Annotated in this window: 20 protein-coding genes; all 20 read right to left on the bottom strand. The window is 37.8% G+C overall.

Features of this window, described 5'->3' with window-relative positions; translation table 11 throughout:
• Window positions 1–6: 6 nt before the first annotated feature.
• Window positions 7–1,041, bottom strand: coding sequence for a GNAT family N-acetyltransferase (locus BMX11_RS05675; protein WP_090882338.1), 1,035 nt, complete (start codon window positions 1,039–1,041; stop codon window positions 7–9).
• 38 nt (window positions 1,042–1,079) lie between these two features.
• Window positions 1,080–1,571 (bottom strand): GNAT family N-acetyltransferase, encoded by a 492-nt coding sequence (locus tag BMX11_RS05670; RefSeq protein WP_090882336.1) that lies wholly within the window; start codon window positions 1,569–1,571, stop codon window positions 1,080–1,082.
• Window positions 1,568–2,539 carry a hypothetical protein gene (locus BMX11_RS05665; protein ID WP_090882334.1) on the bottom strand — a complete coding sequence of 324 codons (972 nt, stop codon included), beginning with the start codon at window positions 2,537–2,539 and terminating at the stop codon, window positions 1,568–1,570. Before BMX11_RS05665 ends, BMX11_RS05670 begins: the two co-directional genes overlap by 4 nt.
• Before the next feature lie 10 nt (window positions 2,540–2,549).
• Window positions 2,550–3,353 (bottom strand): phytanoyl-CoA dioxygenase family protein, encoded by an 804-nt coding sequence (locus tag BMX11_RS05660; protein WP_090882332.1) that lies wholly within the window; start codon window positions 3,351–3,353, stop codon window positions 2,550–2,552.
• A 48-nt stretch (window positions 3,354–3,401) separates the two neighbouring features.
• Complete coding sequence (locus BMX11_RS05655; protein WP_245738586.1) at window positions 3,402–4,556, bottom strand: glycosyltransferase family 4 protein; 1,155 nt, start codon at window positions 4,554–4,556, stop codon at window positions 3,402–3,404.
• Window positions 4,557–4,634: 78 nt separating this feature from the next.
• Window positions 4,635–6,041, bottom strand: coding sequence for a pectate lyase family protein (locus BMX11_RS05650; protein WP_090882328.1), 1,407 nt, complete (start codon window positions 6,039–6,041; stop codon window positions 4,635–4,637).
• 212 nt (window positions 6,042–6,253) lie between these two features.
• Window positions 6,254–7,345: an NAD-dependent epimerase gene (locus BMX11_RS05645; RefSeq protein ID WP_090882570.1), complete on the bottom strand. Its 1,092-nt coding sequence runs from the start codon at window positions 7,343–7,345 to the stop codon at window positions 6,254–6,256.
• A 107-nt stretch (window positions 7,346–7,452) separates the two neighbouring features.
• Window positions 7,453–8,529 carry a glycosyltransferase gene (locus tag BMX11_RS05640; protein ID WP_090882325.1) on the bottom strand — a complete coding sequence of 359 codons (1,077 nt, stop codon included), beginning with the start codon at window positions 8,527–8,529 and terminating at the stop codon, window positions 7,453–7,455.
• A 10-nt stretch (window positions 8,530–8,539) separates the two neighbouring features.
• Window positions 8,540–9,439 (bottom strand): glucosamine inositolphosphorylceramide transferase family protein, encoded by a 900-nt coding sequence (locus tag BMX11_RS05635; RefSeq protein WP_090882322.1) that lies wholly within the window; start codon window positions 9,437–9,439, stop codon window positions 8,540–8,542.
• Window positions 9,440–9,450: 11 nt separating this feature from the next.
• Window positions 9,451–11,292, bottom strand: coding sequence for an asparagine synthase (glutamine-hydrolyzing) (asnB, locus tag BMX11_RS05630; protein WP_090882321.1), 1,842 nt, complete (start codon window positions 11,290–11,292; stop codon window positions 9,451–9,453).
• 20 nt (window positions 11,293–11,312) lie between these two features.
• Window positions 11,313–12,413 (bottom strand): glycosyltransferase, encoded by a 1,101-nt coding sequence (locus BMX11_RS05625; protein WP_090882319.1) that lies wholly within the window; start codon window positions 12,411–12,413, stop codon window positions 11,313–11,315.
• Window positions 12,414–12,415: 2 nt separating this feature from the next.
• On the bottom strand, window positions 12,416–13,018 hold the full coding sequence (locus BMX11_RS05620; RefSeq protein WP_090882317.1) for a sugar transferase: 603 nt from the start codon (window positions 13,016–13,018) through the stop codon (window positions 12,416–12,418).
• Window positions 13,015–14,292 (bottom strand): DegT/DnrJ/EryC1/StrS family aminotransferase, encoded by a 1,278-nt coding sequence (locus tag BMX11_RS05615; protein ID WP_090882315.1) that lies wholly within the window; start codon window positions 14,290–14,292, stop codon window positions 13,015–13,017. Before BMX11_RS05615 ends, BMX11_RS05620 begins: the two co-directional genes overlap by 4 nt.
• Before the next feature lie 55 nt (window positions 14,293–14,347).
• Window positions 14,348–15,562: an O-antigen ligase family protein gene (locus tag BMX11_RS05610; RefSeq protein WP_090882313.1), complete on the bottom strand. Its 1,215-nt coding sequence runs from the start codon at window positions 15,560–15,562 to the stop codon at window positions 14,348–14,350.
• On the bottom strand, window positions 15,559–16,653 hold the full coding sequence (locus BMX11_RS05605) for a glycosyltransferase family 4 protein (RefSeq protein ID WP_090882311.1): 1,095 nt from the start codon (window positions 16,651–16,653) through the stop codon (window positions 15,559–15,561). Before BMX11_RS05605 ends, BMX11_RS05610 begins: the two co-directional genes overlap by 4 nt.
• 5 nt (window positions 16,654–16,658) lie before the next feature.
• The gene (locus tag BMX11_RS05600) at window positions 16,659–17,528 is read right to left on the bottom strand and encodes a glycosyltransferase family 2 protein (protein ID WP_090882309.1); all 870 of its coding nucleotides are present in this window, start codon (window positions 17,526–17,528) and stop codon (window positions 16,659–16,661) included.
• 15 nt (window positions 17,529–17,543) lie between these two features.
• Window positions 17,544–18,704, bottom strand: coding sequence for a DegT/DnrJ/EryC1/StrS family aminotransferase (locus BMX11_RS05595; RefSeq protein WP_090882307.1), 1,161 nt, complete (start codon window positions 18,702–18,704; stop codon window positions 17,544–17,546).
• Window positions 18,701–20,143 (bottom strand): lipopolysaccharide biosynthesis protein, encoded by a 1,443-nt coding sequence (locus BMX11_RS05590; protein ID WP_090882305.1) that lies wholly within the window; start codon window positions 20,141–20,143, stop codon window positions 18,701–18,703. The genes BMX11_RS05595 and BMX11_RS05590 overlap by 4 nt, the downstream gene beginning before the upstream one ends.
• 8 nt (window positions 20,144–20,151) lie before the next feature.
• Window positions 20,152–21,450 (bottom strand): nucleotide sugar dehydrogenase, encoded by a 1,299-nt coding sequence (locus tag BMX11_RS05585; RefSeq protein WP_090882303.1) that lies wholly within the window; start codon window positions 21,448–21,450, stop codon window positions 20,152–20,154.
• Window positions 21,443–21,991: a UpxY family transcription antiterminator gene (locus BMX11_RS05580; protein ID WP_090882301.1), complete on the bottom strand. Its 549-nt coding sequence runs from the start codon at window positions 21,989–21,991 to the stop codon at window positions 21,443–21,445. Before BMX11_RS05580 ends, BMX11_RS05585 begins: the two co-directional genes overlap by 8 nt.
• Window positions 21,992–22,289 lie beyond the last annotated feature (298 nt).

Below are 22,289 nucleotides of genomic sequence, written 5' to 3'. Positions count from 1 at the left end.
TGATTATTAAGCCATTACGGGATTGCGGTATAGTGGAAAAAAATCGATGTTAGCGGTGTTGTCTATAGCTTTTTCTTCTAAAAGGGAATTATACAAATCATTATTGGCAATGTATCTCCAGCTGTTAAATTCGAAACAGAGTTTTGAAAAGCCCATCTTCCAGCCAAATAGGTTATCTTCTTTAAAATTAACACCTCCCCCTAAATTGAAATACTTGTAGCCAAGTTGTCTGCCAATTACGGTAATTTCATCTGTTAAGAGTTTTGCAGGAGATTCGTTAAGGTATTTGGTTTTCGTGGCCAGCAAATGAACCTGCATAATTTCGTCGGTACAAACTACAACAGCGCCAGAAATAGGCTCTCCATCTTTATAAACTAAAAAAAGTTTTGAATCAAACTCATCGGAGGCTAAAAGATTAACAAAATAGCTTTCACTAAAAAAGTAATATTCTTTAGCGCCAACGCGCTGCATATTTTCGATATAAATATCTGCAAAAATACGGGCATCGCTAATATCATTAGAAACTTTAACCAGGTAATCACGCTTTCGCAATCGTCTTATTTTTTCTTTTACGCTTTTGCGGTAAACGGAACGTTGTTCTTCTATGGTGGTGGTCAAATCAATGGCCACTGTTTTGCCATTTGCATGAACTCCGGAAAACTTCCCCATCAATCTTTCCTGATCGAAAAATGGATGCAGGCGGGAAAATACAGTTACATTTTGGCCTGTTTGCAAATATTCTATAAAGGAAGCTTTGAAGCCTTCCATAAAATCATCTTCGAGTACTTTAAAATCCAGGTTTGAGATTGGCCCCGTGTATCCATAAACAGATGTAAAATCAAAAAAATCAGAGCCAGGTATATTTCGTTTTAAAAGTGGAAAAGCTATAAAGTTTTGATTTTCTTCATATACAAATAAAATTGGAAAACCTGTTTTATCCAGAGAATGATAATACCAGGTATGGTAAAAATCGTAGTGCAACGCACGCTTTATATAGTTAGTCCACTGTAGTTTATCTTCAATTGTTATAATCTTTTTCATGGGGAGCTTTATGGTTTTTATAGATGCGATTAGATAAATTAAGATAGTTCTTGCAGCATGGAGGGATTGATAACCATTTTCAAAAATTCTGATTCTTTGGATATGGTTTCAAAACCGACTTTTCTGTAAATAGAATAAGCTGCAGCATTATCTGCATGCACCTCAAGGAAAATAGATTTCAAATGAAGGTTATAGAAAGCATATTTCAATACCATTACAGAAGCCTGATAGCCAATTCCCTTTCCCCAATAGGCTTTATCGCCGATAAACAAATGAAATTCGGCACTTTCCTCATCAATGTTAATCAATTGAATATTACCGATGTAAGTGTTTGAGTCTTTTAAGCATATGGCAAATCTTTTTTCATTAGCCAGATTAATTTTATTTGAAAGCCATTGTCTTTCTACATCTGGTGTGATTTGATTTTTAAGTACGAACTTAGTATATGTCCAAACGTCTGGATCGTTTCTCCATTTGTAAGAAACATCTGCATCTTTTAATTCAAGAGGCCGTAAATAAATCTGGTTCATAACAAAGAGTTTAAAGCTTTAACCATGGTCATCATATCGTCGGCATTGTAGCGATGATCTATAGGCAAAGCGATTAGATTATTAGTAAGAAAGTATTCGAAACTATCGGTTTCAACCCAATCAAAAACATTTGGCCAGTACGTGGCTACAAATATTTTTTTTGCTATTAATTGCTGTTTTACTCCTGCAATGTCTAAAAGCAATGGATATACCATAGGCACTTCTTCGGGCGCTCTGTTTAGCTGGAGTAAATTCTTCGATGATAAATGTTCATGCAGAAAATCATAATTTCTTTGTCTGATTAGGGCACATTGTTCGTAATTGATACCGGCCAGTATTCGAGTAGAAAGTGCCGACATCTTCATAATCTCCCTGTTACATAAATCTTTATTATTTTCGATGTAATCTGTATATCCTTCTTCAATATTTAAATCAATACTTTTAAGCAGGTGCGAACATCTTTCCACAGAACGATCTTGCTTTAAGCTAATTCCCAGATTTTTGGAAATGTATAAATAAGCTCCATCAGGTACGCCAAAAAACTTTCGGCAAGAGTAAAAAGTATCGGTATGCTGAATAGGCTTGGTAAAAAATGCCTGTGCATTATCTACAATCAGATTTTTGGTAGTTTTAGCCAATCGTCTAACGGTTTCTGTTTTTAATCCGTAATAGTTGGTGTAGAGTAAGCAACTTTTTTCCGTTATTTCAAAATCTATAATCGGATCTAAATCTTCGTCGACCTTATAAAAATGATAGGTTATATTCAGTTTATGTAAAGGTTCTAATAAAACATCGCAGGTATAATAAGGCAAATAGATTGTGTTGTACTGCCTAACGCGAAGAATGTATTCTAATGCATTTCTGCCTGTATTTAAAGGAAGAAGTTCTGGATGGAAAATTCTTCCTGGATTTAACTGGAGTTCAATATATCCTCCAATAGTTTTTGCGGGGAGCGTTTGAGTTTCCATAATAATTACTTTAACCTTGATCTGATTTGTACATTCTTTGCTCCCGGGGTTGGTAATACTCTTGTAAACTTGCCGGAACTCTTGCGTTATACCCGATAATTTGTCTGAGATCGCTATCTAAAGTTTCCCCGTATTCGTATCCTAAAAAACGGGGATAGTCAAACTGCTGCTTAATGTAGGGCTTAGTGAAGCCAAGGGTTAAAGCTCTGCGCTGCTTTCGGGTAAAATTAATTCCTCCAGCGTGCCAAAGGTTAGAATCAAAGAGGATTATACTCCCCTTCTTGGCCACAGCCTGCTTTGAAAAGGCCTTAAAATGCTTTTCATCTGGCCGGATATCCAATTTATGAGACCCAGACAGAAAGTGTGTGGCACCATTAAAAATGGTAAAATCGTCTAAAACGATTATCATTTGGATCATGTACTTGTTTTCGCCTGAGAAGGTTCTTACATCACGGTGTACGTTTTGAATGTAAGATTTGCTCTTCTTAGAATTGATCACTCCATTAATACCATTTAAGATGTAATTACCACCTAAAAAATCGCGGATTTCCCGGTGGCAGCAAAGCTTACCTAAAAGCTCTATGGCAAAGTTGTCCTTCTCTAAAAGATGATGAAGGGTGCCCTCCATGTTTTCTTCAATGCCATTCAGTTTCTGAATTTCGCGCCGAAGCAGATAAGAAGATTCAAAGCCTGCAATTATATCTGAGATTAATTTCTGGTTGATCGCTTTCTCGTATACAACCCATCCATATTCATCAATAGCATGACGAAAGTCGGCTAATGTGGCTTGTTTGTAGATAAATGTATTGTTCACAACAGTTAGGTTAAATTATTTGGTTATTAGTTTGGTTCGTTTAATTGGTCAGGATTCCAATTTCATAATTTTGAAAAGTGCCGAGTTAACCAGGTTAACATCAAATTTTTCTTTGGCAAATATCCGCCCACGATTTCCGTAATTAACAATATCCTCGCTGTTTTCGATAAAATAGGTCATTTTACTCGCCAATGCCGATGCATTTTTAATTGGAATTAGAAAGCCATTTGCATTTTCGGGTTCAGGATTTATCGTTTCTCTACATCCTACCGAGTCGCTGGTAATTACTGGCCTTCCCATCGCCATACCTTCTAAAACACATCTGGGAACGCCCTCACCATAATAGGAAGGCAATACCATAACGGATGACTGTTCGATGTCTGGCCGCACATCATCTACCTGTCCAATATATTTTATGGTGTCGCCAGAAGCAATGGCCTGATAAAGTTGTGGGCTTATGGTATCGATATTATCATCATAAGGACCAATAAGCTTGAAAACCGTTTGTGGAAAGCGTTCCTTAATCAACTTAGCGGCATCATAATATTCTTTAATTCCCTTGGCGTTGATCAGCCTTGATACCATTAAAAAGGTTATCGGTGAAATACTTGGTTTAGAATACTCATAGTGACTTAAATCAACACCAGAACCGTTTACCACATACACCTGATGTTTTTTATTTAAGATCTTGAGGTCAAGGAGGCGTTGTGAATCATCTTTATTTTGAAAAATAATGTTCAGCCGGGGATTAGGTTGCAAGCTGAATTTGAGTAGAAAGCGGGTTATTTTTACCACCCATTTGTTACTGTTTGGATTATCGGTAAAATTATAACCTAAGCCGGTAAGCATTGGTGCTATTAAATTTACTTTGCAAAGCTTAGCCAGGAATGAGCCGTATATTACAGGCTTAAAGGTGTAAGGGAAAAATATATCGGGTTTTATTTTTCTAATCAGTTTATACAGCGCGTATATAAACTGCAGGTCAGACATAATGGAAACATTACTGCCATTCAGATTGCTCTCATAGGTAATTACGTTTAATTCTTTTAACCTATTGCGTACGGATTCCTGATCTATCCTGGGTGTAAAAACGTACACCTGATTATCAATCTGCATTTTTTCTATAAGCTTTCCCCTAAAATCAAGTAGTGATCTGGAGGAATCGCAAACGATAAAAATCTTTTTGCCTGTAATGTTCATCATGTCAATTTTTTTAATTCAAATTACAAAGCCACCCATCCGGGTGGCTTTTGTAAAAAAAATATGAAGATTTTGGTTTATCTATTTTGGACCAGCTCCGTTCGCTACAATTGAAGGAACGCTGGCTGCATCATTTAAATAAGCTTTGTAATCGTATTCTGGCACCCATGTAGACACTGCTGTTGTCATGGTATTTGCACCACATTTGTCGTAAATATTGGTTGAAATCCCGCTAAAGTATCCTTCAGGGTCCGTTGCAACTTTAGTTGATAATGGTTTTACACAGTTTGAAAAGTATTCGTTATCTGTTCTTACAATACCACCAGCTCTTGCACCGATTGAATAACCAGAGTTGTTTAAGTGATAGTTGTTAAACATGTGTACCCGTCCCCAGTTCATTGATGGCTCTCTTTCGGTAACATTATACCAGAAATTGTGGTGCATGGTGATGTGCAGTTTGCCTGCATCAGATTCGTGACCGGCAATACCACCACTAATCAGTACTGATAAGTTGGTATCGTGGAACTTACTCCAGGAAACCGTTACATAGTCAGACTCTCTGTTAATGGTAATGTCTTTACCCCAATATTCCCACCCGCGTGATCGGTCTGTAGAGAAATCGCAATGGTCAATCCAGATGTGGTGCGCAGCTTCTTTGATTTGAATTGCAGCATAATTTACATAGTTTTTGAAAGTAATGTTTTGTACGATGATATTGCTTACAGTATACATGAACAAGTTAACACCTTCAATTACCGCACCTGATTTACCAATAATAGATTTGTTAGACTTAACATATATTGGATCTTCACCAGCACCTTTAATGGTACCACTAATATAAATGATACGTTTAACGTTATCGTTTAAAGCCGATTTTAAGGCTGCTAAGGTAGTAACAGTTGTTTCTGTACCACCTTGTCCACCAGTTGTTGTACCGTTAACCATGGCGTATCCCATGATACCATTGGTTATTTCGGTATTACCATTTGATGGTGTTTCTGTAGCTGGCGGTGGTGTTATGGCAGAAGTGCCACCAATTACATAGGTATAGGTTCTACCGTTTGTTCTAGGGTCACTATTATCTGATGTTGAAAAAATCAACGAAGTACCCCAGTGGCTATACCTTCCCTTACCTACTGTTCTAATCTCGTCATGTACAGCATGTGCCGGACCTAACTCTACACCGTTTTCAAATAACCTTAAAATTGATTGCGTTTGCGCGCCTGATGCGTCGCCACCTGCTATGCTTGCTGAAATCTTAAATGCATAACCACTTTCTAATCTGAATCCACTTGCACTTAGTTTACCTGTACTTCCACTGGTTGCGGCTAATACTTGACCTGAATCACTCGAAAAATACTGGGTACTATCTATCAAAGATGTGTCTTCACCATTCACACTTTTTTTACAATTACTGAAAAAGAAAATGGTTGTAAATAATAACCCAATTAAACTCACTTTTTTAAACAATTTTGTTTTTCTCTGCATTTTTGATTTTTTTTAAATTTACAACTTAACGCTATATGCGATAAATGAGTATATCTAAAAAAATGCAGCTAAAACACTGATTATTAATTAATATCGATACGAAACACTATTAGCCTTACTGTAAACCAATAGCTTACAGAAAGAAAAAATACTGACTCAGAATACTTTAATGTAAAATTATTTATACACCACCTTTACATTCATATGACAAACTAATTGACGGTTACCGGTGTTGTAGTAACTATTTGTGCATGAGGTGTATAAAATTCTGTAAACCACTTCACAAAATTCTTCACACCTGTGTGAACCGACACTGAAGGTTGATAATTTAATAAATTTTTCAAATCATCAATATCTGCAGCGGTTTCAGCCACATCACCATCCTGCATCGGCAAGAAGATCTTTTGAGCGGAAATACCTGTTTCTTTTTCTATTTCTTCTACAAAATCCAGCAATCTTACTGGTTCTCCCCTGCCAATATTAAACACGGCATATGGGGCATTTGAAGTAGCAGGATCTGGATTTAAACTGTTCCATTCAGGATTTTTCTGAGCTGGTTGATCAAATACCCTCACTATTCCTTCTACAATATCATCTATATAGGTAAAATCGCGTCTCATTTCTCCATTGTTAAATACTTCGATAGGTTTACCCTCTAAAATGGCTTTGGTAAATAAGAAAAGGGCCATATCCGGGCGACCCCAAGGGCCATAAACAGTAAAAAACCTCAATGCTGTAGTGGGTAAATTAAACAAATGACTGTATGAATGTGCCATAAGTTCATTACTTTTTTTAGATGCAGCATAAAGTGAAACCGGATGATCTACATTATTATGGGTAGAAAATGGCATGTTTTTATTTAAACCATAAACACTTGATGAACTGGCATAAAGTAAATGTCCGATTTTAAAGTGTCTGCTACATTCTAAAACATTTAAAAACCCTTTGATATTGGCTTCGATATAAGCATCTGGGTTGGTTAGACTGTATCTCACACCTGCCTGTGCGGCCAGGTTACAAACGGCATCAAACTGATTGTCTTTGAAACATTTCTCCAGCGAGGGTTTATCGCAGATATCCAGCTTGATAAAAGTATAATTATCATACACTTTACTTTGAACTGGCACGCCATAAGCTATTTCTGATTGAGGAATGCCTGTGTGAGCCAATCGCGCGTATTTCAAATTTACATCGTAATAATCATTGATGTTATCAATGCCTACAACCGTATCACCTCTCTGCAATAAACGTTGTGCTAAATGGAAGCCAATAAAACCAGCTGTACCAGTAATTAAAATTTTCATAAAATTTGGGTTTTGAGAAACAGTTAAATAATAGCCTGGAATTAGGCAATTGATTTTCAGGGCCATGTGTTCCAAGGCCAAATGGTTTATTATTATTTTTACTCTTATTAGTTAAGGTTGTTGAGTGCATTCAGAATGGAATGCGCAAATATTTCGGGTTTGCGTTGGGCGAGGTAATTATGCATTACTTTTACATCTGTTGCTTTTGTTGCGGCAAGCGTTTGTTTAATCGCATTGCTCAGTGCAGCTACATTATTCACCTCAATTTTATGAATGCCAGGTATTTCTTCAATTCCTCCTGCACAAAGTGTTGAAACAACCGACTGATTTACAGCCATCATTTCTAAGAGTACATTGGGAAAACCTTCTTTAATGGATGAAACCACACATACTTTCGCATGTTTGAAATAGGGTGCCGGATTATCTACCTGACCTTTCAAAATCACCTCCCCGGTAAGTCCGTTCGCTTCAATGAGCGTTGTTAAACTTATTCTTTCTTTACCTTCTCCCAACAGCAGAAGTTTAAGATGCGGATATTCGCTTTTAATACTCTTAAAGGCCTCAATCAAAATAGGGAAACCCTTTTCGGGAATCAACCTTCCCGCAGAACAGATAAATTCAAGCCGGGCATCTCCATTGATTAATGGTTTCTCTGCACCAGCCATGATTTTAATAAAATCTATTGGGTTAGGTTGTACCAGTACTTTTTTATCCGGAATAAAGCGATTGTGATCTAAAAGTTGCTTTTTCATCAATTCCGTTTGGCATACCAACAAATCAATTGAAGGATAGCCCAGGCGATAAATTAACCGATATACTTTCTTTTTTAATCCGGTAAAACGGGTAAAAACAGAGGTACATTCTCTTGCAATCAGCTTCGTATGTAAATAACCCAGCCTTTTCAAAAATCCTAAAAATGCATTTAGGTATGGATGGGTACTCATTATCAGATCCGGAGAAAAGGACCTTAGCTTAGGGATCATCCGGGCAAAACCGCTGGCAATGCTTACTTCAGATAAATAACAGGCAGTAAGGTGATCAGGAATTTTTAAGTTAGCACCCTGATTTCTTTTCAAAAACCAGATCTCGTTACCAACCTCCTTAGCCATAGTGAGTAAAACATTCTCCGCTCCATTAGGCGCATCGGTTAAAGAAATAAACAGTATCTTTTTATCCGGTGCCATAATTTTCTGTTTAAGTATTTTGTTTAATTTTTCGAATCAGTTTTTTGATGGGCATTAAAGGGCTGATTACCCTTCTTTTACCATCTAAAACGATCACATTCTCTGTGAAACTGATATTGTGGAGCCCTTCGCTATATTTCTTATCTGGTAATATTTCAAATATTGCCCTGGCAGAGAAACTGGAAGCATTAAGTAATTCTATCTTATTGATGATGATAGAACCACCATATTTTTGTGTTGGGTTCTGCGTGGCCCGATAAAGTTCATTCTGGATGAGAAAAAGTTTTCCTGCAGCCCTGCAATGTTCTTTCTTCACTCTTATTGGATTGAGCTGATGTGCTTTATATTCGCCATCTAAAGTATCTGCGTAATAGGCATACAAGTGAGTATTTTCTCCTGGTACACTGGTAAATAACCAGTACTTATCCTGAAAGAAAATAATGGAACTATCTACAAAAGCTTTTCCTTTTAGCAGTACCTTTTCTTTGCTAAGCTTTTGAGGATTTTGCTCATCCACCTTGTAAAGCGCTACCTCGAAAGCCTCTGATGTTTCGGGGATACAATATAAACCCTGTGCTGTACGTATCATGTAGGGATAGGAAAGATGAATGGCCTCGGGTGTTACCCCGGTTACTTTCTTCTTGTTTCCAAAAGAAAAATCATCTACGACCATCAGCTCCCCCCGACCTTTCCAAAAGTTGAGTTCTTCATAGTAAACCCGGGTCTTGCCTTCTACGTCGACCACAAAAGGGTCGGCAGCATAATCTACGTTGTCTTCTTTAAACCATTTGATATCAGCATTGAAATGCTTTTTCTCTATCAAACTCTCCATAGATTGATGAACGTACCCAATGTTCCATTTATCCGCAGTAAATAACTTATTAAATACTTTCGATATAAAGTGTTGCATGACAATTGTTTTTAAGCAACCAGTGAAACTTTTTGTTCAGATTTTTTATTCTTGATCAACCATTGAGACAATACCAGGAGCTTCCAAATTTGAGGGTACCTGTTCCACTTGCCAGTCATGTGTTCCTGAATAATCTCTTGCGTACGTTTCACATGTATACCTGGGATATTTTTAAGATTTTGCTCAGATAAATTATCCATCACATACTCTTTTAATTCAGCCCGGAACCAATTTTGAAAAGGCATGGTAAAACCTGCTTTTGGCCGGTCGAAAATTTGAGCCGGAACCCGGTCGAAAAGAATATCTTTTAAAATCCGCTTTTGGTTACCACTGTTATACTTGTAACTGGTAGGTAAGCTTCTGGAGAATTCTATTACCCTATAATCCATTAAAGGCGACCTGGATTCTAATGAAAAGGCCATTGATGCCCGATCTACCTTGGTATTGATATCGCCGTTTAAGTAAGTTTTGATATCAAAATCTGAAATTCTTTCTAACAAGGGTTTGGAGGGATTGGTTAACACATGCATCAGCGAGTTATATTTGGCCAGATCTGGCTGTTTTACCCAGGAGTTTTCCATGTTGCCAAACATTTTCACATAGAGGTTTTCTACGTCTTCCATGGCTATCCCCATGGCTATAAGTTTATGTTTGTACTTTGGCGATTGGTTAATAATACCTCCTATTGCCTTTCTGATCGTGTGGGGTGCGTAGAACAGGTTGTTTACCTGTTTGATCCATTTGTAACGATGGTAGCCTAAAAAGGCTTCATCGCCTGCATCACCACTCAGTGCTACGGTAACATGCTTACGGGTATGTTTAGCTAAAAGCATGGTCGGAATTGCACTCGAATCAGCAAAAGGTTCATCATAATATTGGTTAAAATTTTCGATCAGCTCAATGCCATCGTTGTAGTTACATTCAATAGTATGATGATCTGTTCCCAAATGCTGTGCTACCTGTTTGGCATAAGCACTTTCATCAAAACCCTTTTCATTAAATTTTATGGAAAAAGTTTTTACATGATCTATTTCTTTAGTGGCCATTGCCGCAATAAGCGAGGAATCAATTCCTCCGCTAAGAAAAACACCCAGAGGAACATCTGCATTCATCCTAATCTTAACCGCATCTGCCAAAATAACTTCTAGCGCCTCTTTAGCTTCATCATAACTACCGGCAAACTTGTTCTTCCAACCGTAATCAAGGGTCCAATACTCGGTTGTTTTGAGCTTGCTGCTTGCTAACTGATAAGTAAAATAATGGGCAGCTGGCAACTGTTTAACTTCAGCAAAGATAGACTGTGGCTCGGGTACATAACCCCATATCAAATATTGATTGATTGCCTTTTCATCTACATTCAGATCTCTGTGAATGCTGATTTGCGAAGGTTGGCTTGCAAATTCAAAATCTCCATGATCATGAGCATAATAGAAAGGTTTTTTACCAAACCTATCCCTTGCGCCAAACAGCTCATTTTTCAAGGTATCGTAAATTACAAAGGCAAACATGCCATTAAAACGAGTAAGGCAATCGGCACCATATGCTAAATAAGCTGCACAAATAACTTCTGTATCTGAACTGGTTCTGAATTGATAATTCTGGCGTTCTAAATCTTTCCGGATGTCCTTATAGTTATAAATTTCTCCGTTAAAAACAATATGAAGATGAAGATAAGTAAAAGGCTGATTAGACCTTGTATCTAAGTCGATTATGGCCAATCTATTGTGGGCAAAAACAACTTTATCGTAGCGTTTTATGCCTGTATAATCTGGTCCCCTAAAACTAATCCTTCCCATTTTTTCACGAACGGTTTCGTCATTATAAGATATTGTTGATCCATATATGCCACACATAACTTTATTTTTTAAGATTGTTAATTAATTAATGATTCGTATTGTACACTGATTTTCTCCAGAGAACATTTCTGATAAACATTTTGCCTGATATCCATTGCGTTCCAGGTATTTTGGGTACAGGCCTGAATCACTTTATCTTTAAAGTCGGTCAAATCGCCTTGCTGTATAACGTAGCCATTAAAGCCATCCACAATTAAACCCGGTATACCGCTTACTTTGAAGGTTACTACTGGCAAACCAACAGTTAATGCTTCTAAAACCACATTCGGAAAACCTTCTGTATGTGAGCTTAGCACCATTAAATCATGCTGAACCATCACTTCATGGATATTTCTGATCTCCCCCAGAAACTGAACCCTCGAATCGAGGTTCATTTCTGTTACCAGTTGTTTAATCTTATCTTTCAATACCCCTGTACCAACAAAACTCAAATGGTAATTATCGGGTAACATAGTCATGATTTTCACCAGTCGATCTAAGCCTTTTTCCAAAGCAAACCGCGCAACCACCAGCAGCTTGTGTTTCTTTGAAGGGCGTTCCGGAATTCTAAGATTTGCGGTTCTCAGTACGGGATTAGCTATTACCGTAATCAGATTAGGATTTACACCGTAGGTATTAACCAGCGACTGCTTCATCTCCTCCGACTGGCAAACAATGAGCTTATAACCTTTATAACTTGCCCGCGTAAAAAGTTCGTAGAATTTAGATTTAAAACCTTCATACAAGCGTTGTTCATGCGGAACATTAGAAGCGCGGGCAATGAGGCACGGAACTTTGAGGAACCTTCCTACTAACGAAACCAAAATATTGATGTGATCGGTAGTAGAGAATACAGCGTAAGGTTCTTCTTTTTTCAGCACAGTATACAATGCGAAAAATGATTTTGAAGCTTTTTTAGTCCCCAGGTCAATAAACCTTACACCTTCCAAATCCATTGAAAAACAATTCACTGAAGAATCCAGAATAACAATGGTAATATCGAAAAGCGTTTTATTGAATCCCTGAGCCAAGTTCCAGAATACCCGTTCCGAACCTCCGGAGGTTAAAGAACTCAAAATAAAAAATACCTTTTTCTTTTGAACCTCCTCCTGGTAAAGATTTTGTTTTAGCGCGTACATAATTAGTTGATCACTATTCTATTGATGGTTAACCAGATAATCTTGAAATCTGTTAAGATATCATTGTGTTTGATATACCTTAAATTCTGCTGAATTTTTGCGGGGATAATCCTTTCTATATAATACGATTCAGGATCTTCGGCATGTTTTAAAAGTTCATTTTCATTACAGAATTCTACTGATGCCCAGTCGGTTATACCCGGTTTAACGGAGAGTACATAGCGCTGTTCATCATTGTAAAGGTTTACATATTTTCTTACCTCCGGGCGAGGTCCTACTAAACTCATATGCCCTTTTAAAACGTTGAGTAACTGCGGTAATTCATCTAATTTGTATTTCCTTAACCAGTAACCTATACGTGTTATCCTGTTGTCGCGATTACCAATGGTAAGCAAACTGCCCTCCTGCTGCTGAACAAACATGGTGCGAAATTTAACCAGATGGAAATCTTTCATATTTCGCCCCACCCTAATCTGCTTAAAGAATACTGGGCCTTTAGAATCTAACTTGATTAAGATGGCCACTAATATTAATAAGGGACTAAAAAGGATGAGTGCTATGCCTGCCAGGAGAACATCAAACACTCTTTTCGATTTTCTTTTCATGATGCAACTGCCATTTGTTTTATTGGTTCTACGTATTGATCATCAGTTAATTTAATCACGCTGTTTAACTGAATCTGAATCACACTTATTACCGAGGTAATGATAAATTCTACTTCTACGGCACTAAGCTGTGGATAGATAGGAAGAGAAATTTCACTGGCATAATTTTGATACGCCATAGGGAAGTTTTCAATGTTATAGCCAAGCGATTTGAAGTAAGTAAGCATCGGCATCGGAATAAAATGCACATTTGCTGCAACACCTAAAGCGGCCAAATCATCTATAATCGTATCTCTTTGCTCTTCTGTTAAGCCTTTTACCCTTAAGGGGAATAAATGATAGCATGATTCTCTTTGGATACTCGCCAGTGGTGGTGGAATAAACCAGCTTTGATTTTCAAATCCCTCGCAATATTTAAGTGCGATTTCCTTTCTGCTTGGAAGCAGGCTGTTGTTATATTGCCTAATCTGTGCTAAACCTATTGCAGCACAAATATCCGGCATATTGATTTTCAATCCCTGAAAAAGGATATCATATCGCCATCCGCCGCCCTTTGACTTCGCTAATGCATCTTTGTTCTGGCCGTTCAAAGTATACATTTTCAAATAACTGTATTCGTCTGCCGGATTAAACTGCAGTGGAAGATTTAAGCAAATTGCACCGCCCTCGGCAGTGGTTATATTTTTTACCGCATGGAATGAAAATATAGTCACATCGCATTTTTTAGCAGCCGGCTCTCCATTGTAAAGGCTTCCTATACTATGAGCTGCATCTGAAATCAAAAGAATACGGTTTAAAAGCGTCTGTTTATCCGATTCGGCCTTAAATTGTTTGCGAATTTCTTTATCGTTAATCACAGCAAACAAGGCGTTGTAATCACATGGCCAGCCGGCAATATCTACCGCTATAATGGCTTTTGTTTTGGGTGTAATAGCCTTTCTTACCTCCTCAGGATCGATGTTAAAATCGTCAAGCACATCAACCATTACAGGTATTGCCCCACAATGCAAAACACTTAGTGCAGTGGCACAATAGGTATAAGCGGGTACAATTACTTCATCGCCAGGCTTCACTCCAAACCATTTCAGCATCAAAATAGCACCCGAAGTCCAGGAATTTACACATATAACCGCATCGGTATCTGTTAAACTCTGTATTTCCTGTTCTAGAGCCTTTACCTTTGGCCCCGTAGTGATCCACTTGTTATTTAGTGTTTCCATAACCTGATCAACAACCGATTGATCAATGAATGGCGGTGAGAATGGTATATTCATAATGGTTTGATTTATTAAGTTTGGTGTTGAATATTGATAGATACTTAAAAAAGATCTAGTCGTTAATGACTACAAGCGCTTCGTTCATCCTGATTTTTGAAAGTTGAAGGATAGCGAAGTAGAGAAACAGAGTTGGTCCGCTTGTAGCAAGGAGCCATTCGTTATGAAAAAATGAGTTCACAGATATTGCTATAAATGAACAGCATAAGCAAATTAAAAGCGCGTTCTTCTTCTCTTTTACATTAAGAAAAGCGTCAAAAATAATCTTCCCGACTTTCTGGTACAGTAAAATCAAAAAGATAAAGGATAACAGCGGCCCTAAGTAGGTTATAAACATGAGGTAGGCATTGTGCGAGCTAATGACGATAGGACCTTTTTTGTAGACAAAATTGTGTTGAACAACATCATTCCAGGTTTTGCCGTAAAAAACTAAACCAAAGGGATAGTCGGCTATTATGGCGAGGTTCTCCGTCATCAAATCTCCTCTTTCTTCCTTGCCTCTTGCATTCTCTACATTTTTATTGAGGATGTTCTGTTGTTTTTTACCTTCTGAGAATTGCTCTATTGAACTTTGAGCGATAAAAAATGTACCGCAGATTAAGCCGAATATTAAAATTGATTTTGCCTTATAGAAAGACAGAAAAAATAAGCCAATTACCAATCCGAAGGCCAGCAACACTGAACGTTGCATACCCAGGAAAATCAAGGCAATGGCGAATCCAAATATGAGTAAACTGAAAAACCAGTTCTTTCTAAATAAAATAGTGCTAACCACAAGGAATGGTGTTAATGCCGCCATTTGGTAACCAAAAGTAAAAATGGTTGTAGATATTCCTGATGGTGCCTGGAGAACCTGCTCTCCTACCAATAACGATCTTAACCCGGCAACATTTACCTTATGATCTACAAACATGATAATGCCTGAAATAACCAGTACTCCGAAAAAGAATCCAATGATGATTTTCATCCTTTTTAGATCGTAGCCCACTATATAATTAAACAGCAGGGCAAAACAGGCGGCAACAATCATCAAAGCGAAAAACCCTGGTATATCTCCCTGACCTATAATATAAAAGAATAGCCCTGCAAGAAAAAATACAACCATTTCTTTGCCGTATGTAAAAACCTTTTCCTCCGTTCTGAAGAAGTAAAGCAAGGGAGCAAGAAAAACTACTGGTGCGGGAATTCTAAATATACCCGTCATAAAAATATTGAAAGTTGTTACGTAAACGAACAGAAACAACAATACAAGGAGCATAACATTTTTCATGATAGGATTAGGTTTTCCCAATTCATGGATATATTTTCCATTGAATTGGTTTTGCTGATTAATTTTCCATTTGTAGCGAAGGTAGAACGAAGGGTTTCATTACTGAGAAGCTCCGTCATGGATTGCGTAAGCGCCTCTACATCTTCACATTTGATTAAGAAACCATTCACCCCGTTATTAATGATCTCTGAAGGCCCGAATTCACAATCCATGGCTATGGCCGCACATCCTAAACTCATCGCTTCTACCAATACATTAGGATAACCTTCTACTCTAGATGCCATCACAAATAATTTTGCCTGGCTGTAATAATCTTGCAGATTGGATTTAAACCCGATTAGTTTAACCCGATCGCTGAGTTTTAAATCGGAAATCTGTTTTTCTAATGCGGCCCTGCAATCCCCTTCTCCGGAGATCAGCAAGTCGATATCCTGATTCGGTATTTTACTGTAAGCTTCTATCACCAGATCAAAGCACTTATCAGGATCTAACCGACCTACACTTAAAATAAATGGCCTGCTGTTAACTTGCTTTTTAGAGGGCTGGTTAAAAACATTTACCGGATTGTAGATCGTTTTAAAGTTGCTTAGGGTTCTAAACCTTTTGTTACGCTTAAAACCGGCTTCCATTCCTTTTGCAGGTAGAACAACTGCTTTTGATTTACTGTAAATCTGATAAGAAATCCACTGTAACCATTTACTGTAGGTATTTAAAGTATAGTCTGGCGAGGTACGTTCAGAAAGTATATACTTAATATTCAACAACATACAAGCAATCCCCGTCCAGATATTTACCGAAGTCATAAAAGAGATACAGCATGCAGGCTTTTCTTTTTTAAGTGTTGCGATAAGGTTGAAAAAGGTAACCGCCGCAAACTTTAAGCGGGAGAATATATCTGTTTTACCCTTTCTATCTACCAGAACCTTAAGTTTAATTTTGGGCGAAAGCACGTATTTACTTGGGGCTTGGTTTAAACAAATCACCGTCACATCGAAATCCTTACCGCTAAAATGGTTGGCCAGATTGCTAAGCACACGTTCTGCACCCCCACCCTCCAAACTGCTGATTACGAAGCATAATTTAGTTGCCATTTCAATTAATTTACAATGGTTTTAATGGTGTTTAGGGCATTACCTATATTATTGTGTTTCACCTCAAATATGAAGTACTTTTTAAAGTAGAAGTAAAGCAGTTTTACCTTTTGAAAAGTAGTGTAGGTGAAAATTTTAGTGATGATATAAAAATCGCTGAGTTGCATTTTTTTCAATGGAACGTAAGCAATCGGGCTCCATATTCCTCCGGCGTGTCTCCTGTAACAACTCATCACTTCCGGTAAAACATAAATCTTTTTACCAGTAGCCCAGGTTGAATATAGTTTTAGAAATTTATCGCAGGCATTACATTTTAAGAACCATTCATTTTTATACAAACTCCTAATCTCTTCTACGTTTCGGTAAAGGATAGTAGCGGTGCAGGTTTCTACCTGTTTGTTAATGAGTAAGTCACTAAAGCTATATTCCAGAGGTACAGGCGTAAAATCCATGTAAATCAGCTCGGTATCATCGTAATTAATCTCTTTGGTGTAATGACAACACATTACATATTCTGGGTTGGCTTCGAGAAAATCGACCTGTTTTTGTAATTTATAAGGATCAGTCCAAAAATCATCTCCGTCGCAGGTAGCTACATACTTACCTCTGGCTTCAAGTGCTACACGAATCACATTCTGCGTTGCGCCTATATTTTTTGGGGCTTTGAGCCTGTTTATCCTACCCGGATATCGGGCTGCATATTCATCAATGATCTCAGTAGTTCCATCTGTAGAGCAATCATCACCAATAATAATCTCGGTATTGAAATTGCATTTCTGCATCAGGAATCCATCGAGTGCTTTACCAATGAACTTGCTATGGTTATAGGTTATGCAAAAAATGCTAACCATAATATTGTCGTTAATTTGTTCCATTTTTAAGCAGGAAATTTAGTGGCCGTTTGCAACCAATCCGAGGTTACTTCCGTTAACCAACGTACCGTAGTCGGCAAGTTTTACTACTTGTTTTTTGCGGTAGTTTTGGGTTCTTAATATGATTCTTACTACCAGGTCCTGATCTGCTGCAGTGAGCGTATGATACAGTGGCAAGCAAATAATCCGCTTGGCTATGCCATCGCAGATGGGCATACTTATTTTATCTATATAAGGTAGTGCCGATAAAGATGGATAGAAGTACCTTCTGCAATACACCTGAACCAATTCTAATTGCTTCATCACATCGAGCATAATCTCTTCAGATTTAAAGATGATCGGGAAGTAAGCGTAATTGAAGTCGGTATCGTTTTCAATGACTTGAAATTGCGCATCAGCCTTCCCCAGTCGTTCCATATAATGTAGCGACAGCTCCTTCCTTTTACTGAGGATCTGATCAATGTAGTTCAAGTTACAAAGCCCCATGGCGGCATGGAATTCAGAGTTTTTAGCATTTGTACCCAACTCCGAGAAAGTATCTACACCACTATAGCCAAAGTTGCGCATAAAGGCCATTTTCTTCAGTACATCTGGGTTTTGTGTAAAAACTGCCCCTCCTTCTATGGTATGGAATAATTTGGTGGCATGAAAACTTGTGGTACTCACATCGCCATAGGCGAAAATAGATTTCCCTTTGTATTTCGTACCGAAGCAATGTGCGGCATCATATATTACTTTGAGATCGTGTTTTTTAGCTATCTTATCGATGGCCTCAATGTCGCATGGATTTCCAAAAACATGTGTGGCCATAATCGCCGATGTGTTGGGGGTAATTGCAGCTTCTATTTTCTCAGGATCTATATTTAAAGTTTCCTGATCAATATCTACAAAAACAGGCTTACAACTTTGCCAAACAATACTGCTGGTGGTAGCCACAAAAGAAAAGGGAGTAGTAATTACCTCGCCTTTAATCTCAAGTGCCTGCATAGCCAGCTGCAGGGCTATCGTACCGTTGGTAACAAACAATAAATGAGGAAGATCCAGATACTGCTGCAACTTCAACTCCAGTTCGTTCACTAAGGGACCGTTATTGGTTAGCCATTGTCTGGCCCAAATGCTACTTACATAGCTTTTGAATTCTGCCTGTTTAGGCAAGAAAGGTTTGGTTACAGGAATCATTGCTTGAGAATTAATTGTTTAAAATCGATTATTGCAGTAAGGCGAATCAAACTGCTTATGCCGAGGTAAAATCCTCCGTAGATCATTCCAATGGTAAACAGTTGGAATAGATTACTCATATTATAATGCAACAGATACCAATTGCTGAGATAAAAACAACCTAAACCTACTGTTCCTGAAAGGATTAGAATAGGCAAGATATCTGTTAATTGTTCTTTTAATGGATAGTTAATGAGTTTACCACTATAAGTTGAATTGATGTAGTAAGCAAATACAGTTAAAACCAGTTGAGAATATAAAAGCCCCATAATACCGAAGGGAATTACTGCGATAATGCCAATTACACTCACTACCTTTTTAATAATCTCCAGCTTTAAAAACTGACCACTTTGTCCCTTTACCTTCAATATGTTCAGATTGTAGGCATGCAATGGATAAAGAATTCCTGCTATACATAAAATCTGAAAATAAGGAACCGCTGGTAGCCATTTCTCGGTTAAGAGCATGAGTAAAAGCGGCTTGGCAATAACTGCCAGATAAATAAGGATCGGTGCATTCCAAAATAAAACCTGCTGCATCAGCTTACGGTAAACCATTTTAAGCTTCACATCATCGTTAGAGATGTTGGAAAACATGGGATAGGTTACCTTATTTATTGCTGTAGATATAATCCCTATCGGTAACTGGCTCAGGCTTTCGGCTCTTGAATAAAACCCCAAATGGGCAGCAGCATAAAAGCGACCGATGATGATGGTGTAAATATTCTGGTAAAAGGTATCTAACAAACCAGAAAGCGTCATTTTATAGCCAAAATGAAAATGCTTTTTAAAACTTTTTCTGCTAAAAATAAATTTGGGCCGCCAATCTGAATAATACCAATGTAAAATGGTAGAAATGGCAGAGTTGAGTAAGTACATCCAAACCAAACTCCAGGCCCCGTAACCATTTTTAGCCAGGTAAATTCCCAGGCAGCCACCAAGTATAACTGAGGGAATTTGTATAACCGTTTGCAGTTTAAACTGCATTTCTTTGGTTAATAAGGTATTCTGAATACTAAAGAAAGCGTTAAGAAGAAATACTAATCCATAAACCTTTACAATATCATTTAATTGGGGTTGTTTATAAAACAGGGCGATCAAAGGAGCGGAAAAGAATAAAATCGCATAAACAACAACACTTCCGATTAGGTTAAAAAAAAAAATCGTTGAGTAATCTTTTTGTCCTGCTAAACGGGAACGTATTAAAGATGAAGTTAAACCACTATCTACCAAAGAATTGCCCACTGCAATGAATACTGAAAGCATGGCTATTAACCCGAATTCTGCTGGAGATAATATCCTGGCTAGAATAATAGTGATGAAAAGGCTGATGAATTTTGAACTAAACTGTTGCCCGATTGACCATATTATGCCAGAACGGGCTTTGTGTTGCAAACTCATGGCGTTTTTTATAAACGAACGGCTTCAAGTGATTGTGGTAAAAACGATTTGATATCGTAAATGATAGATTCAGGCTTGCAGAGATTATCAATATCTAAGTCTTTAAACTCATTGTGCGCTACTGCCAATACTATTCCGTCGTACTTTCTTGTTTTTGACGAGCCATTTTCACAAATCACACCGTAATTGTGTTCTGCCTGATCTGAGTTAGCCCAGGGATCGTGAATAGTGACCTTAACTTTGTATTCCTGCAATCGTCTTACAATGTCTATCACCTTTGTATTTCTAACATCCGGACAGTTTTCTTTAAAAGTAAAGCCTAAAACCAACACCTCTGCTCCTACAATGTGAATATTTTTGGCGATCATTTTTTTAATCACCTGGTCGGCAACATATTTACCCATGCCATCATTTACTCTTCTTCCGGCTAATATTATTTCCGGGTGATAGCCAGCTTCTTGTGCCTTTTGAGCTAAATAATAAGGATCTACGCCAATACAATGCCCCCCAACTAAACCTGGTCTGAAATTTAGAAAATTCCATTTCGTTCCTGCAGCGGCTAAAACTTCTGAAGTATCAATTCCCAACTGATTGAAAATCATAGCCAATTCATTAACAAAAGCGATATTGATATCGCGCTGAGCATTTTCGATTACTTTTGCCGCTTCGGCAACCTTTATTGACGAAGCCTTGTAAGTACCAGCCGTAATTACCGAGCGATAAAGGGCATCTATTTTCTCTGCAGCTTCTGGGGTTGAACCCGAAGTAATTTTTAAAATATTGGCTACTGTATGTTGCTTGTCTCCAGGATTAATCCGCTCAGGCGAATAACCCGCAAAGAAATCTTTGTTAAAAACCAAACCAGATCCCTTTTCTAAAATGGGTACACATTCATCTTCAGTAACCCCAGGGTATACTGTCGACTCATAAACCACCACATCGCCTTTTTTAAGTACTTTGGCTATGGTTGCACTTGCTTTGATCAAAGGAGTCAAATCTGGGCGATTGTTCTTATCTACCGGTGTTGGAACAGTAATAATGTATACTGAACAAGAGCGAAGTTTTTCTAACTCATTGGTGCAATACAAACCCTTTAATGTGGTACAATCAAAGGTTAGTACGTTTTTTAAATCTTCTTCTGCTATCTCTAAAGTACTGTCATAGCCTGCCTTAAGCTGGTCTATTCGCGCCTGCTGAATATCAAATCCAAAAACTTTATGTTTCTTGGCGAATTCTACTGCAAGTGGGAGGCCTACATAACCTAAGCCAATTACAGCCATTTTCAAATTTTCATCGTTACTAAACATATTGTTGTTGCTGATTAACTGTTAACATCAAATTATTTACTGATACCCGGGTAACTACGGCACAATCGAGATTATCGAACGACATGAGCACATGTTTGCCTTGAATTTGAATAATTCTACCCTCCTGATCGTGGAATAAGCCACTTTTGATCCGAACCTTATCGCCTTTAGATAGTTCGTCTAAACTAACCACCTCAGCATCATGATAAGAATCGGCAATGTATTTAAGCTTCTCTATTTCATTGTCTCTAACTACGGCAGGTCTGCCCAAATAATAAATAAAATTGAGTACGCCCATTGTAGCCCTTACCCTGTATTCTTCCCGCTCATTAATTTTAACAAATACATAACCGGCAAAAAGCGGGAAGCTTACCATTTTCTTTCTATCTGCCCATTGGCTTTCTACATTACGAACCGGGCAAAAAGATTCTATTCCTTGTTCTTGTAAAAGTTTATCAACTTTTTTTTCCCAGCGTGGGCGAACGTAGATAACCAACCATTTTTTGGCAAATGATGGTCTGAAGTTAATTTTAGATTCCATGTTTAGTTTATAGAGTTTTTAGATTTCATTACTTGGTACAGCTTCGCTATATCACTTACAGGTAGTAAGCAATAATGGGTTTGTTTATATTTTTAACTTGGTGTTATGCACGGGATACAGCTTCGCTATATCACTTACATGACGATTTTTCGGGTATTAATACATTTGCTGAAAGAGCAAATTGCTTTTTTAAAGATTTGCCTATTAAATGGCTCCAATAGCACTTGATACTTAGTTAGGGTATCGCTATTTCACTATTAATAAACTGAATTAAACGGTTGGGACGTTTGTTGGGTAA

The sequence above is a fragment of the Pedobacter rhizosphaerae genome (genome assembly GCF_900111155.1).
Taxonomy (GTDB): Bacteria; Bacteroidota; Bacteroidia; order Sphingobacteriales; family Sphingobacteriaceae; genus Pedobacter; species Pedobacter rhizosphaerae.
The sequence above is the reverse complement of the archived record's forward strand: the minus strand, read 5'-3'. Positions and strand labels throughout refer to the sequence as shown.

Bases quoted from the DNA above. Each gene is read 5' to 3' on its own strand.
- BMX11_RS05675 (WP_090882338.1), bottom strand. From the start codon at position 1,041: ATGAAAAAGATTATAACAATTGAAGATAAACTACAGTGGACTAACTAT.
- BMX11_RS05670 (WP_090882336.1), bottom strand. From the start codon at position 1,571: ATGAACCAGATTTATTTACGGCCTCTTGAATTAAAAGATGCAGATGTT.
- BMX11_RS05665 (WP_090882334.1), bottom strand. From the start codon at position 2,539: ATGGAAACTCAAACGCTCCCCGCAAAAACTATTGGAGGATATATTGAA.
- BMX11_RS05655 (WP_245738586.1), bottom strand. From the start codon at position 4,556: ATGATGAACATTACAGGCAAAAAGATTTTTATCGTTTGCGATTCCTCC.
- BMX11_RS05650 (WP_090882328.1), bottom strand. From the start codon at position 6,041: ATGCAGAGAAAAACAAAATTGTTTAAAAAAGTGAGTTTAATTGGGTTA.
- BMX11_RS05645 (WP_090882570.1), bottom strand. From the start codon at position 7,345: ATGAAAATTTTAATTACTGGTACAGCTGGTTTTATTGGCTTCCATTTA.
- BMX11_RS05640 (WP_090882325.1), bottom strand. From the start codon at position 8,529: ATGGCACCGGATAAAAAGATACTGTTTATTTCTTTAACCGATGCGCCT.
- BMX11_RS05635 (WP_090882322.1), bottom strand. From the start codon at position 9,439: ATGCAACACTTTATATCGAAAGTATTTAATAAGTTATTTACTGCGGAT.
- asnB (WP_090882321.1), bottom strand. From the start codon at position 11,292: ATGTGTGGCATATATGGATCAACAATATCTTATAATGACGAAACCGTT.
- BMX11_RS05625 (WP_090882319.1), bottom strand. From the start codon at position 12,413: ATGTACGCGCTAAAACAAAATCTTTACCAGGAGGAGGTTCAAAAGAAA.
- BMX11_RS05620 (WP_090882317.1), bottom strand. From the start codon at position 13,018: ATGAAAAGAAAATCGAAAAGAGTGTTTGATGTTCTCCTGGCAGGCATA.
- BMX11_RS05615 (WP_090882315.1), bottom strand. From the start codon at position 14,292: ATGAATATACCATTCTCACCGCCATTCATTGATCAATCGGTTGTTGAT.
- BMX11_RS05610 (WP_090882313.1), bottom strand. From the start codon at position 15,562: ATGAAAAATGTTATGCTCCTTGTATTGTTGTTTCTGTTCGTTTACGTA.
- BMX11_RS05605 (WP_090882311.1), bottom strand. From the start codon at position 16,653: ATGGCAACTAAATTATGCTTCGTAATCAGCAGTTTGGAGGGTGGGGGT.
- BMX11_RS05600 (WP_090882309.1), bottom strand. From the start codon at position 17,528: ATGGAACAAATTAACGACAATATTATGGTTAGCATTTTTTGCATAACC.
- BMX11_RS05595 (WP_090882307.1), bottom strand. From the start codon at position 18,704: ATGATTCCTGTAACCAAACCTTTCTTGCCTAAACAGGCAGAATTCAAA.
- BMX11_RS05590 (WP_090882305.1), bottom strand. From the start codon at position 20,143: ATGAGTTTGCAACACAAAGCCCGTTCTGGCATAATATGGTCAATCGGG.
- BMX11_RS05585 (WP_090882303.1), bottom strand. From the start codon at position 21,450: ATGTTTAGTAACGATGAAAATTTGAAAATGGCTGTAATTGGCTTAGGT.
- BMX11_RS05580 (WP_090882301.1), bottom strand. From the start codon at position 21,991: ATGGAATCTAAAATTAACTTCAGACCATCATTTGCCAAAAAATGGTTG.